Origin of the sequence: Bradyrhizobium sp. NC92, from assembly GCF_025200865.1 — a bacterium.
Lineage (GTDB): Bacteria > Pseudomonadota > Alphaproteobacteria > Rhizobiales > Xanthobacteraceae > Bradyrhizobium.
On record NZ_CP104171.1, the window covers coordinates 2,580,457 to 2,594,173 of the forward strand.

Here is a 13,717-nt window from a genome sequence, read left to right on the forward strand (position 1 = left end):
TATCATTAGAGACACGTGACCGCAAATTCGGTCACTAACGGTGAGGGACAACATGCCGCGTATTTTGATGACGGGAGCTTCGGGCGGAATCGGCACGAGCCTGCGGAAACTGCTGCCGCCGATTTATCCGGATCTCCTGCTCTCCGACATCAAGCCACCGGCCGATCTCGGCGCGAACGAGCAGTTCAAGGCCGCGGACCTCGCCGACCTCGCGCAATGCGAGGCGATCTGCGAGGGCGTCGACGGCATCCTGCATTTCGGCGGCTATTCGGTCGAAGGCACCTGGGATCAGATCCTCCAGGCCAACATCATCGGCGGCTACAATCTGTTCGAGGCGGCGTACCGCAAGGGCGTCAAGCGCGTGGTGTTCGCCTCGTCGAACCACGCCGTCGGCTTCTATCCGCGCCACCACAAGATCGGCACCGACGTCACCCCGCGTCCCGACGGCCGCTACGGCGTCAGCAAGGTGTTCGGCGAGGCCGTCGGTGCGCTCTATGCCGACAAGCACGGATTGAAGGTCACGTGCCTGCGCATCGGCAATTTCGGCGACATGCCGCTCGACCAGCGCCGGCTCTCGATCTGGCTCAAGCCCGACGACCTCGTGCAGCTCTGCCGCATCGGGCTCGAGCATCCCGACATCCATTTCGAGATCTTCTACGGCGCCTCCTTCAACGAGCGCGCCTGGTGGGACAACCACCGCGCCTACGAATTCGGCTATCGCCCCACGGGCCGCGCGGAAGATTTCCGCGAGCACGCCATGGCCGAGCAGGCCAAGCTGAAGCCGGATCCGGTCGGCGATTATTTCCAGGGCGGCACGTTCTGCAGCATGGAGTTCGACGCCGATCCGAGCCGGGTCATCGATTGGAATAAGCGCTAGGGAGCGTGCGACATGGCGAGAGCGGCCGAAGCTCTGCTTGGCCGCTCAAACCGTACGTTCGCGCCGGATCAGAACAGGCCTGGGATCAACATCGCCACCTTCTCCCTGTAGTGCCGGTACTGATCTCCGAACAGAGTGACCAGGTCGCGCTCCTCCAACCAGATGCCGACGAAGATGTAGGCCGTCGTCACCATCGCGAACAGCAGGTGCCCGAGCGTCATGGTGGGCGTCGACCAGAACGCGATGATGAAGCCGAGATAGATCGGATGCCGGATCAGGCGGTAGAGTCCCGGCGTCCTGAACTTCATCGGCTCGGCGAGCCTACCTGCAAAGTGGCTGACGACTTGCGTCAGTCCGAACAATTCGAAATGGCTGATCAGGAACGTGCTGTACAGCACGATGAGCCAGCCGGCGAAGCTGCCGGCGACCGCGGCGTAGGCTGCCATAGGTGTCTCCATCTCCCAAACGATGGCGGTGATGGGACGCCATTGCCAGAACAGCAGGATCAGGCTCAGGCTTGCCAGCAGCACATAGGTGCTGCGCTCGAGCGCGGGCGAGGCGAAGGCGGCGAACAGCTTCTTGAAGCCCTGGCGAGCCATGCCGCTGTGCTGGACGGCAAAAAGTGACATCAGCGCGAGGTCGATCATCAGCGCCTGTCCGATCGAGCCCGCCGCGCCGCCGTCGATCGTCTTGGGCACAACGGACTGCGTCATGAAGCCGACGGCGTAGAGAAAGGTCCCGAAGAAGATCAGATACGCGAGCACGCCATAGCCGAGCACGAAGCTTCGTGCCGCGAACGAGCTTGCCGTCTGAGTAGGTCCGTTTTGCATGGTGATGGACATGATAGATCTTCCAGTTCAGGGGTGAGGGATTGAAGCGGCTGTTTCAACGGGCGGTGGTCACCGCCGCCTTCGTCACGTTGCAAAGGCTGTTGGAACCGTTGCGGCCTTGCATTTGCCTGGGCTTTTCTGGACCGTTGCGCCGCCGCTCACGCCATCGGCGCGATGGTCGCCGAGCGTCGTTGCAGCCGAAGCCAGAACGAGCGACATCATGACGGCACCGACCGTCCCGATCGCCAGCGCGGCGGTTCTGGACTTGAAATTTCCGAGCCTGAAAGTCTTGGAATCGGAGGTCTTGGCTTCGGAAGCGTCGGATGGGAAGAAGAAGTTCATGACTATTTCCTCGAGTTGAAATTATCGCGGGGAATGCAAATCTTCCGACGGTGACCCGGGTCTCGAGCCGTGTCGTCACCGTTGGTCATGGTCGCCGCAACCCTTCGCGAACTGCATTGCGGCCTTCTCGCGGTTCGCCAGCATGCTGGCGACAGACCGATTGATGAGCCGGCGAAGCCGCAGCAGGATGCCGGCGAGATATCGCCGCGAGGGGCTCAGTGCGGGCGGCGCCTGAGACTGAATGGACATTTCTCATCCTTTCAGGGAAGCACGAGTTGACGACGCCGCCCGCGCTGATCTGCTATTCGGCGGCGGCCGTCTGCGGGGTGGGATCGCCGCGAACGACGACGGTCGTGGCGACCTTGTAGAATTCCTCGCCCGGCATGCCGACGCGCCGTGCATGCTCGCGGATCGACTCCCCGTCGCGGGCTTCATAGATGCAGAAGGTGCCGATGCGGCCGTCGGCCTCATGGACCACATAGCTGCGGATCCAGCGAACGCGATCGGACATCTGCTCGTTGCCGATCCGCGCGGACTTCGCGCCTGCGGCTTCCAGTTCGCTCAGGTTTGCCCAGGCGCTTGGACGGCGAATGACATAGAGTTCCATAAGGTATCTCCTCGGGGTTGATGCTGCTGCCAGTCGGTCGTGACCGAAGGCCGTGAGGAGCTATAGGCGTCGCCGGCGCTGATCGTCCTGACCAGGGCCTGATCATTGCCTGATCCTTGCCTGAACCTTTTCCGTCTCTCCCGGACATAACGATATGACCCTCAGGTTTGGACCCTTCGAACTCGACGAAGCGGGCCGCGCGCTTATTCATGCGCAGCGGGAAGTCGCGTTGCAGCCGCGCGTGTTCGATCTGCTGGTCTACCTGACGCGTAACCGGGACCGGGTCGTCACCAAGGAAGAGCTGCTCGATACCCTCTGGCCTGACGTAACCGTCACCGACAACTCCTTGCAGCGGGCGGTGAGCATGCTGCGTAGCGTGCTGCGCACGGGTGGCATGGATGGCGCCATCCGGAACATGCCGGGCAGGGGATATCGTTTCTGCATCGACGGCGGATCGGAGCCACGGGTTGCCGCTCCCGAGACGACGGACGGGCAAGCCCCGGACGTGGGGGTGCAAGCGCAGCGCGCCGCTGCCGTGCAAGCCTGGGACGAAGCCGCAGCGCTGTTCGAGGCGGCCGATACGATCCAACCGCTCGATGGCGCCGACTTGCACCAATGGGCGCTGGCCTTGCAGTGCACCGGCAAGGCCGATGCGGCGCTGCCTCTCCTGGCTCGCGCGGTCGCCGCCCATACCAAGGCCGGCAACGTGTCGCTGGCCGTCATCGATGCAGTCACACTCTCCTGCTTGCACTTCGAGCGCGGCCAGGCGGCGATTGCCAAGGGGTGGCTGGCGCGGGCGGAGGATTGGGCCTCCGAGATCGAGGATCCCGCCACGACTGCGCTGACTCTCTGGATGAAGTCGAAGGTCGCCGCGTTCGACGGCGAGCCTGAGCAGGCGCTTTCGCTTGCCGATGCCGCGTACAGCACGGTCCGGCACAGGGACGCTGTTGGCATCGAGGCGCTGAGTCTGGCTTATCGCGGGTTCTACCGGCTGTGTCTCGGCGATACGCGCGCAGGACTGGCGGATCAGGACCTCGCCGCTACGATGGCGCTCTCCAGCGGCGATATCGACCCGATCGTCGGAGGCATCCTCTACTGCAACATCCTGTGGGCGGCGCGGATGTTCGGAGATTGGGCGAGGGCCGACCAGTGGACGCTCGGCTATCAGAAATATTGCACCGAGAGCGGGATGGAATTGACCGGCTCCTGTCAGCTTCATCGGTCAGAAGTCCTTGGCGTCAGGGGCTCGCTTGGCGAGGCCTTGTCGCGCATTCAGGATTCGTTGGCACGGCTGACCAGCGACGCGCCATGGGCGATCGGCGATGCGAATCGCGTGCTGGCGGACGTCCAGGCTGCGATCGGCAATGACGACGCCGCGCTCGAAGCCTACGAAAAGGCCTATGCTCTCGGCTGGTGCCCGGAGCCCGGCCACGCCATGCTTTTGCTGGAACGTGGCGAGGCTGAAGCCGCCTACACCAGTCTCGAACGCAGCTTGATCGGAAAGACCTGGTGGACCCTGCAGCGCCGAGGAATCCTGTTCGCGCATCTGGCGCTCGCCGCCGCGCATACAGGCCGCCATGAGCAGGCGCTGGAGCTGATCGAAGAGCTTTCCGGAAGCCCGGACCGATGGCCGATGCCGTCGATCCGGGCATTGACGAACGAAGCGCAGTCGGTTCTCGCCGATGCGCGTGACGAGTACGAGTCTGCGCTGCGGCATCTGCACCTGGCCCGGCAGCTGTGGTCGAGCATCGACGGGCGAGTGCAGGCGGTCAGGCTGAGACTCCGGATCGCCAAGCTGCAATTGGCGCATGATGACGTTCGAGGCGCTTCAGCGGAAATTCACGCAGCCCAGCTGGCGGCCGGCGAACTGGGCTCGCGGAAGTTCGAGGCTGCATGTGCCGCTTTGCGACGCGAGGTCGATACGCGAACGCCGGGACGTGCTGCCTAAGGACGGTCCGTGCTCCGTACCTCGCCTGTCATCGAGAGGTGTTGCACGTCATTTTGCAACGCGCGCTTCCTGTTTCCTGGTCACATGCCAGAGCACCACGTGGTAATGCGGCACGTCCACGCCGGGGTGACCCGTGTTGAAGTAGAGACTGACGTGGTCAACTGGTGCTGCGGATCCCGCTCCCTCCCATGATTTGTGATCGTCGATGTCCTTGTTCGGGACCATGTACACGGTCGCCACCAGACGATCCCTGCGATCGAAGCACAGGAACGGCCCCAGCGGCAACGTGTCGGGCTTCACGAAAATGATGCCGAGGCCCGGAAAGAACTTTGGGAAATTCACGAGATCGCTGACCCGCTTGTATCCGTTTTTCTCGGCGACTTTCCGCTGATTGGGCGGCGAACGAACGATGTCGCGCTTCCTGTGCGCCTTGGCGCTTCGGCGAGGGGCTGTCTTGATGCGCTCGGTCGTCTCGGCCGGCGGCGCGAGTGTCTGCGGTGTTGATGGAAAGAAGGGAGCAAATTGGGCTGCAGGCTGCCGCACGTCGGCGATCAAGGCGAGCAACGCAGCCAAGGCTGCGCTCACAAGCGCGTTGCGCATCGACACCTCCCGACATTTGACTGCCAAATCTTGCTCACTTATCCGGATTGCGTTCTCGCCAGCGCAGGAACTCCCGGAATAAATCTTCCCGGTCGGGCGGATTGGCGGTCGGCTTTCCTTCGAGGAATCTGCCGAACGCCTTGCGAAGAGCGGCCTCGCCGCCGGATTGCTGCTGGAGCCAGCGCTCTGCCGGCCGAAATCGTCGCCATCCGGGGAGCTGCGCGGCCAGGTTCACCTCGCGCCATTTGGGGTGATGTGCGCCAGCTAGGAATTCAGGAAAGCGCGTGAACAATGTCTGGACGAAGAATTCCAGCAACCGAAACCGCTCGCTGCCACTCGGCCAGTTGTAGGCGAAGAGAGCGGATTTGATCGCGATCGTGTCGACGCTTGCTTCGGCGGCGATCACATTTGGGTAGTCCTTATGGCGGAGCGTCGATGGCAGATAATCTTGTTGCAGCAGCTCCTTGAGGTAGGGGATTGGCAGGAGGTGAATATTGTCGAGTTGCGACACCTGCGCCAGGAAGCTGACCGGTTTTCCTGAGACCAGCAGAGCGGCGGAGAGATCTCCCTTCCTCAGACCATCCAGCGCGGCCTCCGGTCCCAAGTTCGACTCGCTGATCTTGATGCCCAGACGGTTCAACACTTCGCGGCCGAGGATGGCGCCGGCACTGCCGTCCTCTCCGAGATTGACCCTCTTTCCCGAAAGTTCCGCCAGGCTTCCGATCTCCGGCCGCGCAAGGAGGTGGAACTCTTCGATATGGAGCGGTGCAATGTAGGTCAGTCTGTCTGAAATGTCCCCGAAGGTCCTTGTCTCCCGGAGGCGGTCGACCAGAACGACGGGCGCGATCGCCACGTCGGCACCTGCGAGGGTGAGCACATCGAGAACGTTACGGATACCGCCGTTTCCCACTATCGGCAGGACCCGTAATGCGACTTGGCCCCGAGGGCCGGTCTCTTGGCCGCCGGCGAGCGTGGTCGCAATGTCCTGAGCGAGCGCGAATTCAGTGCATTGCGGCGTACCGGTCACGAAGCCCAGCGTATAGGGGTCCGCAGATCGCCCGGTCTCCTTCCTGGGGGTGCCTTCCTTTCTTGGAGACACTTTCGTGGCTTTGCTCGGAGAAGCCGACAGTCGCTCTTGCGCGAAACAAACCTGGACCTGCCCGCCAACGTAGGCCGCTGCAATCAATGCGATGAACAAACCGGCCCGCATCGCTCCGCAGACCCTCATTGTTCAACTTGCTCGGTCAGCTCTCGCTGGGACGTGACATGCCCCCGAGAGACTGCATCTGCCGCGTCCGAAGCAAGAAAGAAATACTTGGCCTTCCAACGCGGCCGGGGCGGTGGCGTTCCGTGATGCCTGCAGCTGATGTTTGACGAGGCGCCCGGCTTCGCCTGCAATCCATTCGTGTGCCAAGCGGTGGTCTAAGCCGGAAAGTGCGACGCTATCGCCCGGGCTTATTGACAATCGAGGAACGCGCTGTACCACGATGGTAAGCGAGAAGGAGTGGCAGGATGACGAGTGGCTTGCGCAAGGGTCTGACGAGCTATGGCGATGCCGGCTTCTCGCTGTTCCTGCGCAAGGCGTTCATCAAGGCCATGGGCTATTCCGACGACGCGCTGGAGCGCCCGATCGTCGGCATCACCAACACCTATAGCGACTACAATCCCTGTCACGGCAACGTCCCGCAGATCATCGAAGCCGCCAAGCGCGGCGTGATGCTGTCGGGCGCGATGCCGTTCGTGTTCCCGACCATCTCGATCGCCGAGAGCTTTGCGCATCCGACCTCGATGTATCTGCGCAATCTGATGGCGATGGACACCGAGGAGATGATCCGTGCCCAGCCGATGGATGCGGTGATCGTGATCGGTGGCTGCGACAAGACGCTGCCGGCGCAGGTGATGGCGGCGATCAGCGCCGACCTGCCCACCGTGGTCATCCCCGTCGGCCCGATGGTGGTCGGCCATCACAAGGGCGAGGTGCTGGGCGCCTGCACCGACTGCCGCCGGCTCTGGGCGAAATATCGCGCCGGCGACATGGACGATGCCGAGATCGAGGCGGTGAATGGCCGCCTGGCGCCGTCGGTCGGCACCTGCATGGTGATGGGAACGGCCTCGACCATGGCCTGCATGATCGAAGCGATGGGCCTGTCGCTGCCGATGAGCGCGACGATTCCCGCGCCGCATGCCGAGCGTTTCCGCCTCGCCGAGGCCAGCGGCAAGGTCGCCGCCGAGATGGCCAAGGCCAAGGGACCGAAGCCGAGCGAGGTGTTGACGCCGGCCTCGTTCAACAATGCGCAGGTCGTGCTGCAGGCGATCGGCGGCTCGACCAACGGCCTGATCCATCTGACCGCGATGGCGCATCGCTCGCCGCACCGGCTCGATCTCGCAGCGTTCGACCAGATCGGCCGCGAGGTTCCGGTGCTGGTCGACCTCAAGCCGTCCGGCGAGCATTACATGGAGCACTTCCACCATGCCGGCGGCGTGCCGAAGCTGTTGGCGCAGCTCGGCGATCTCATCGACCTCGATGCCAGGACGATCAGCGGCCAGAGGTTGCGCGAGATCGCGGCGAATGCGGAGGACGTGCCGGGTCAGGACGCCATCCGACCGCGCGACAATCCGATCAAGAAGGAGGGCGGTCTCGCCATCCTGCACGGCAATCTCGCCCCGCGCGGCTCGGTCATCAAGCAATCGGCCGCGAGCCCGAAATTGCTGCAGCACACCGGGCGCGCCGTCGTGTTCGAATCCGTCGAGGACATGACCTTGCGGGTCGACGATCCCGATCTCGACGTTACCGCAGACGACGTGCTGGTGCTGCGCAATGCCGGCCCGAAGGGCGCGCCGGGCATGCCTGAAGCCGGCTATCTGCCGATCCCCAAGAAGCTCGCGCGTGGCGGCACCAAGGACATGGTGCGCATCTCGGATGCGCGCATGAGCGGCACCGCGTTCGGCACCATCGTGCTGCACATCACGCCAGAAGCCGCCGTCGGCGGGCCGCTGGCGCTGGTTGAGAACGGCGACATGATCCGCCTCGACGTGGCCAAGCGCAGCATCGAGCTCTTGGTCGACGCCGCCGAGCTGGAGCGGCGCCGTGCCGCGTTGAAGCCGGCCGCAGCGCCGGAGGAAGCTCGGCGCGGCTACGCCTGGCTGTTCAACGAGACCATCCTGCAGGCCGACGAGGGCTGCGATTTCGATTTCATGCAGAGGACGGGTCCCGCGAAGGTCTGAGCCGCCGCGCTACTTGCCCTTGCTCGTGAACTTCTTCACGGCGGCGCGGAAGTCTTCCGTGTTCATCGCCATGATGATCTTGTGCTCCTCGGCATCGAGCTGCTGTTTTACGGGCGTGGTGGCGGCCTGGTAGACTAGCTGCTTGGTGCCGGCGATTGCCGCCGGCGGGTTCTGCGCCAGACGCTCGGCGAGCTGTCGCGTCGCCGCCTTCAATTCGGCGGCGGGAACGGTCTTGGCGACGAGACCCCATTCGTAGGCCTGCTGCGCGGTAAAATTGTCTTCGGCGAGAAAGATCTGCAGCGTGCGGCGCGAGCCCACCGTGCCGACGATGCCGACCGTCGAGCCGCCATCCGGCGACACCCCGATCTTGGCATAGGCCGGCGTGAACTTGGCATCGTCAGCGGCGATGCAGAGATCGGTGACGAAGGCGAGGCCCATGCCGGCGCCGGCGGCCGAGCCGTGCACGCTCGACAGCGAGATCTTCGGCATGCGCCTGACGATCTCGATGAAGGCGTGATAGTGCTTCAGGAGCTCGCCGACGACGGGCGTCACCGTGCCGGCTTCGGCGGCGGCCCCGATCGTCTGCAGATCGCCGCCGGCGCAGAACGCGCGGCCTTCGCCTTCGAGCACGACGACGCGGATGTCGTCGGCGCCCTCGAGATAGGCCGCGAGCTGCTCGAGCTTCTGCGCTATCGCAAGGTTGATCGCGTTGAATGCGGCAGGGCGGTTCAGCGTGATGGTCGCGATCGGGCCGTCGATCCGCAGCAGAGCGGGATCGTCGGGCTTTGAGACGGGAGCGGTCATCTGGAATTCTCCGGCAGGAGGTCGAGGCTCGAACTAAATCGCAGAAGGGCAGGGGTGACAATCCCCGGCTGCCGCTCTTGCGCCGGGCGGAACGATAGGCTCAAATGGGGCTGCTTTCGCCAAGGGACGGACACGAGCGCCGGCTCCTCGCAAGGCCAGCAACCAAAATCAGCGAGAGAGGAGGCGGCATGGGTCACGCTCGTGTCTTCCGGAAATGGGCTGTCCGATGACTGGCCCGGTGATCATCGTCGGTGCCGGCCATGGCGGCTACCAGGTCGCGGCATCGCTGCGCCAGGCCGGCTTTTCCGAGCGCATCTGCCTGATCAACGACGAGGCGCATCTGCCCTATCAGCGGCCGCCGCTGTCCAAGGCCTACATCAAGGGCTCCGCGGGTCCGGAGAGCCTGATGTTCCGGCCTGAGAAGTTTTACCAGGACCAGACCATCGAGCTGATCGCCGGCCGCGCCACCTCGATCGACCGTGCCGCGCGCAAGGTGCATCTTGCCTCGGGCGGGATGCTGGATTACGGCCACCTCGTGCTGGCGACCGGCGCGCGCAATCGGCTGCTCGATCTGCCCAACGCCAACCTGCCCGACGTGAAATACTTACGCATCCTCGACGACAGCGAGGCGCTGCGCGCGATCATGCCGTCGAAGACGCGCGCCGTGATCATCGGCGCCGGCTTCATCGGCCTTGAGTTTGCCGCGACCGCCCGCATCAAGGGCCTCGAGGTCGACGTGCTCGAGCTCGCCCCGCGCGTGATGGCGCGGGCGGTGACGGCGGAGGTCTCGGAATATTTTCAGGACCGCCACCGCGAGGCCGGCATCCGCATCCATCTCGGCGTGCAGGCGACCTCCATCGAAGCGGAGGGCGGCAAGGTCACCGGCGTCTCCTTGAGCGACGGGCGGCATCTGCCGGCCGACCTCATCGTGGTCGGCGTCGGCGTGCTGCCGAACATCGAGCTCGCGGCCGAGGCGGGGCTGCCGGTCGCGGCCGGCATCGTCGTCGACGAATATCTCTCGACGGCTGATCCCAACATCTCCGCGATCGGCGATTGCGCGCTGTTCGCAAGCCCGCGCTTCGGCGGCTCGCTGCGGCTGGAATCGGTGCAGAACGCCACCGATCACGCCCGCTGCCTCGCAGCAAAGCTGACCGGCGACAAGAAACCGTACGACAGCCATCCCTGGTTCTGGAGCGACCAGGGCGATGACAAGCTCCAGATCGCGGGGCTGACCACCGGCTACGACCGCGTCGTGCTGCGTGGCGATCCTGCCAAGAAGGCCTTTTCGGCCTTCTGCTATCATGGCGACGAGCTGCTCGGCATCGAATCGATCAACCGCGCCGGCGATCACATGTTTGGCCGGAGATTGCAGGCCATGAACCGCTCGATCACGCCGGAGCAGGCCGCCGACGAAAGCTTCGACCTCAAGAGCGCGCTGGCGTGATCTTTCTTCTCCCTCTCCCCGTTCTTACGGGGAGAGGGTCGGGGTGAGGGGCTCTATCCGCAGATGAGATGATCGCGAGACCTGTACCCCCTCACCCGGATTGCATCTGCGATGCAATCCGACCTCTCCCCGCAAGCGGGGCGAGGTGAAGAAAGCGCAGCGCCTATAAAACCGCCGCCACTTCCCCGGCCGTCGGCATCGACGGCCCGGCGCCCATCCGCTGCACGCTGATCGAGGCGGCGGCGTTGGCGAACGTCAGCGCCTCGCGCAAGGGCGCACCCTCAGCCAGCTGCGCGGCCAGCGCGCCGACAAAGCAGTCGCCGGCGCCTGTGGTGTCGACCGCCTTCACCACACGGCCGGCCACCGCAATCTCGTCGCGCCCGGCGAGCGCCAGCACGCCGCGCTTGCCGAGCGTGACGCAGATGGTCTGGTCCTCGCGCGCCTGAAGCTGTCGCGCGACTTCGGTGATGCGGGCGGCCGCGTCGCTCTCGGAGAGCTCGCTGCCGGCGAGGAAGCCGAGCTCGGTCTCGTTCAGTACGAGGATGTCGACCAGCGCCAGCAGCTCGCCCGGCATCTTCTGCGCCGGCGCCGGGTTCAGCACGGTGACTGCCCCCGCCGCGCGGGCGCGGTGGAAGAATGCGGCGATGGTCGGCAGCGGGATCTCGAACTGGCTGACCGCGACGTCGCCCTTCAGCAGCGGCACGACGCTGACGTCATCAGCGCCGACCAGCCCGTTGGCTCCGGGAACGACGACGATGGTGTTGTCGGCCTCGGCCACCGTGATGATGGCCGTCCCGGTGTGCGTCTCGGCCGTCTCCACGACGTAACCGAGATCGATGCCCTGCTCGCCGAGAAAGGCCTTGAGCTCGGCGCCGAACGAATCCCTGCCCCACCGGCCGATTAGCGTGGTCCGCGCGCCGAGCCGTGATGCCGCCACCGCCTGGTTCGCGCCCTTGCCGCCCGGAAAATACAGCACCTGGCGGCCGGCGACGGTCTCACCGATTCGTGGATGGCGATCGGCGGTCGCCACCACATCCATGTTGATGCTGCCGGCGACGAAGACGCGCCCCATCTTGTTCTAGACCCTGACCTCGAACTCGTGCCGAACCTTCGCGATGTCCACCAGAGTCGGCAAGCCGGCCTCGTTGCCGAGGCGCTGGATCTTGAAGGTCGAGGCGGCGCGGGCAAAATCGAAATGCTCGCGCCAGCTTTTGCCGGGATGGGCGAGGTAGGAATAGACATAGGCGCCGTGGAAGACGTCGCCGGCGCCGTTGGTGTCGATCACGCGCTCGCGCGGGATCGGCATCGCCGGCATTATCTGCACCGTCCCGGTTTCGTCGTACCAGAACAGGCCCTTCTCGCCCATGGTGACGCCGCCGATCTTGCAGCCGCGGCTCTTGAGATAGTCGAGCATCTTCTCCGGCGTCAGGTCCATCTGCTCGCACAGGCGCTCGGCGACGATGGCGACGTCGATGAATTCCAGCAGCTCATGGGTGTTGGTGCGCAGGCCGCCGCCGTCGAGCGAGGTCAGGATGCCGGCCTCGCGGCACACCTTGGCGTAGTGGATCGCCGCGTCCGGCTGGTGGCCGTCGACATGCAGCGCGCGACAGCCGCCGAGATTGAGCATCGGAAAGGGATGGATGTGCTCGTCATCACGGCAGCGGACGATGGCGCGCTTGCCGTCCTTGGGCATGATGAAGGAGAGCGAGGACTGGTTGACCTTGCGCCCATGCAGCGAGATGCCGTACTTCGCGCACATGTCCTGGAACATGCGCCCGAGCCAGTCATTGGCTGCGGTCGCGATCAGGTCCGGCACGATGCCGAGCTTGGCACAGCAGAACGCCGCGGTCACCGCGTTGCCGCCGAAGGAGACCGCGTAGTCACGCGCCACGTGCTTCTCGTCGCCGGTCGGCATGTGGTCGGTGATGAAGACGACGTCGATATAGGTCTGTCCGATGAAGAGAGCCTGCATTGCTTGTCCGTGATGCGCTTGTGGTCCCGGCGGGCGGGATGACTGTAGCACCGGTTCCGCTCCGGAGGGACGCTGAAATTATTCGCAAAACTGCCGCCCGAAGCGCTTGAGGTCAGCATGGTCCGGGAATACGACCATCACTGGCCAATGCCAAGCCCGGACAAACGCCGTCTTTCGCTGCCGGGGTTCCAGGTCCATCAAAAGGGTGCAGAATGATCACCGGCCTCGATCACATCGTCGTTCTGGCGGCCGATATCGGTGCGGCCAGGGCGGCCTATCAGACGCTGCTCGCCCGCGCGCCGGCCTGGCAGAACTCGGGCGAGGGCGCCGACCGGGTGCTGTTCACCCTGGACAACATGACCATCGAGCTGATGGCCCCTCACGGCTTCAGCGTCACCGCCGACCGCATGCGCGCACTGCTCGGCGACCAGGAGGGCGTGCTCGCCAGCCTGTGCTTTCGTGTCGCAGACATCGGCAAGATGCACCGCCGGCTGGAGCGGGTGGCCCTGAGGCCGGACCCGGTCGCCGAGGTCGAAAGCAGCGACGCCGTTACGGACGCCGTGCTGCACTGGAAGCGCACGCGGGCCGCGACGGAGCTGACGCGCGGCGTCCGAATGTTCTTCCTGGAGCTGGCCGACGAGCGGCCGAAGTCGGTCGCGACCGACATCGCGCCGATCGAGGGGCTCGACCACGTCGTCGTCACCACGGAGGATTCCGAGCGCGCCGCCGCGCTCTACGGCGCCCGGCTTGGCCTTGATCTCGCGCTCGACCGCTCGCACCAGGATTGGGGCCAGCTGATGTTCTTCCGCTGCGGCGACCTCATCGTCGAGGTGGTACGCCGCCCGGTCGCGGGTGGCGATGCCACGCATGACCGGCTCTGGGGCCTGAGCTGGCGCGTCGCCGACATCGACGCCACCCGCGCCCGCCTGATCGCTGCCGGCCTCGACGTCTCCGAGGTGCGCACCGGCCGCAAGCCGGGCACGCGCATCATGACCGTGCGCAATGGCACCTGCGGAATTCAGACCGTGCTTCTGGAGCGCTCGCCGAAGCCGGTGGAGTGAGGAGCTC

General features: G+C 64.9%; 14 protein-coding genes. 5 read left to right on the forward strand and 9 right to left on the reverse strand.

Translation table 11 applies throughout. The features are described from left to right. Positions 1–52: 52 nt before the first annotated feature. Positions 53–877: an NAD(P)-dependent oxidoreductase gene (locus N2602_RS12090; RefSeq protein ID WP_260382753.1), complete on the forward strand. Its 825-nt coding sequence runs from the start codon at positions 53–55 to the stop codon at positions 875–877. A 68-nt stretch (positions 878–945) separates the two neighbouring features. On the opposite strand, the gene mddA is transcribed toward N2602_RS12090, so the two are convergent. The 4 genes from mddA to N2602_RS12110 form a co-directional block, all read right to left on the reverse strand. Continuing rightward, the gene (mddA, locus tag N2602_RS12095; protein ID WP_409241903.1) at positions 946–1,719 is read right to left on the reverse strand and encodes a methanethiol S-methyltransferase; all 774 of its coding nucleotides are present in this window, start codon (positions 1,717–1,719) and stop codon (positions 946–948) included. Positions 1,720–1,791: 72 nt separating this feature from the next. Continuing rightward, positions 1,792–2,049, reverse strand: coding sequence for a hypothetical protein (locus tag N2602_RS12100; RefSeq protein WP_260382754.1), 258 nt, complete (start codon positions 2,047–2,049; stop codon positions 1,792–1,794). A gap of 75 nt (positions 2,050–2,124) precedes the next feature. Continuing rightward, the gene (locus N2602_RS12105) at positions 2,125–2,298 is read right to left on the reverse strand and encodes a hypothetical protein (RefSeq protein WP_172783974.1); all 174 of its coding nucleotides are present in this window, start codon (positions 2,296–2,298) and stop codon (positions 2,125–2,127) included. Positions 2,299–2,350: 52 nt separating this feature from the next. Next, positions 2,351–2,656 (reverse strand): nickel-binding protein, encoded by a 306-nt coding sequence (locus N2602_RS12110; RefSeq protein WP_172783975.1) that lies wholly within the window; start codon positions 2,654–2,656, stop codon positions 2,351–2,353. Positions 2,657–2,810: 154 nt separating this feature from the next. On the opposite strand from N2602_RS12110, the gene N2602_RS12115 reads away from it, so the two are divergent. Further along, positions 2,811–4,604: a winged helix-turn-helix domain-containing protein gene (locus N2602_RS12115; protein ID WP_260382755.1), complete on the forward strand. Its 1,794-nt coding sequence runs from the start codon at positions 2,811–2,813 to the stop codon at positions 4,602–4,604. A gap of 48 nt (positions 4,605–4,652) precedes the next feature. Here N2602_RS12115 and N2602_RS12120 read toward each other — a convergent pair whose 3' ends face one another. Beyond that, a complete protein-coding gene (locus N2602_RS12120; protein WP_260382756.1) occupies positions 4,653–5,204 on the reverse strand; it encodes a hypothetical protein in 552 nt (183 codons plus the stop codon). A 34-nt stretch (positions 5,205–5,238) separates the two neighbouring features. Further along, positions 5,239–6,414, reverse strand: coding sequence for a TAXI family TRAP transporter solute-binding subunit (locus N2602_RS12125; protein ID WP_260382757.1), 1,176 nt, complete (start codon positions 6,412–6,414; stop codon positions 5,239–5,241). A gap of 302 nt (positions 6,415–6,716) precedes the next feature. Between N2602_RS12125 and N2602_RS12130 the strand changes: the two genes are divergently transcribed. Beyond that, a complete protein-coding gene (locus N2602_RS12130; protein WP_260382758.1) occupies positions 6,717–8,429 on the forward strand; it encodes an IlvD/Edd family dehydratase in 1,713 nt (570 codons plus the stop codon). A 9-nt stretch (positions 8,430–8,438) separates the two neighbouring features. Here N2602_RS12130 and N2602_RS12135 read toward each other — a convergent pair whose 3' ends face one another. Beyond that, a complete protein-coding gene (locus N2602_RS12135) occupies positions 8,439–9,233 on the reverse strand; it encodes an enoyl-CoA hydratase/isomerase family protein (RefSeq protein ID WP_260382759.1) in 795 nt (264 codons plus the stop codon). 226 nt (positions 9,234–9,459) lie between these two features. On the opposite strand from N2602_RS12135, the gene N2602_RS12140 reads away from it, so the two are divergent. Then, positions 9,460–10,677 carry an NAD(P)/FAD-dependent oxidoreductase gene (locus N2602_RS12140; RefSeq protein ID WP_260382760.1) on the forward strand — a complete coding sequence of 406 codons (1,218 nt, stop codon included), beginning with the start codon at positions 9,460–9,462 and terminating at the stop codon, positions 10,675–10,677. A 163-nt stretch (positions 10,678–10,840) separates the two neighbouring features. On the opposite strand, the gene N2602_RS12145 is transcribed toward N2602_RS12140, so the two are convergent. Continuing rightward, on the reverse strand, positions 10,841–11,749 hold the full coding sequence (locus N2602_RS12145) for a ribokinase (protein ID WP_260382761.1): 909 nt from the start codon (positions 11,747–11,749) through the stop codon (positions 10,841–10,843). A gap of 6 nt (positions 11,750–11,755) precedes the next feature. Next, positions 11,756–12,649: a sugar kinase gene (locus tag N2602_RS12150; protein ID WP_260382762.1), complete on the reverse strand. Its 894-nt coding sequence runs from the start codon at positions 12,647–12,649 to the stop codon at positions 11,756–11,758. Between the two features lie 212 nt (positions 12,650–12,861). Between N2602_RS12150 and N2602_RS12155 the strand changes: the two genes are divergently transcribed. Next, positions 12,862–13,710 (forward strand): VOC family protein, encoded by an 849-nt coding sequence (locus N2602_RS12155; protein ID WP_260382763.1) that lies wholly within the window; start codon positions 12,862–12,864, stop codon positions 13,708–13,710. Positions 13,711–13,717 lie beyond the last annotated feature (7 nt).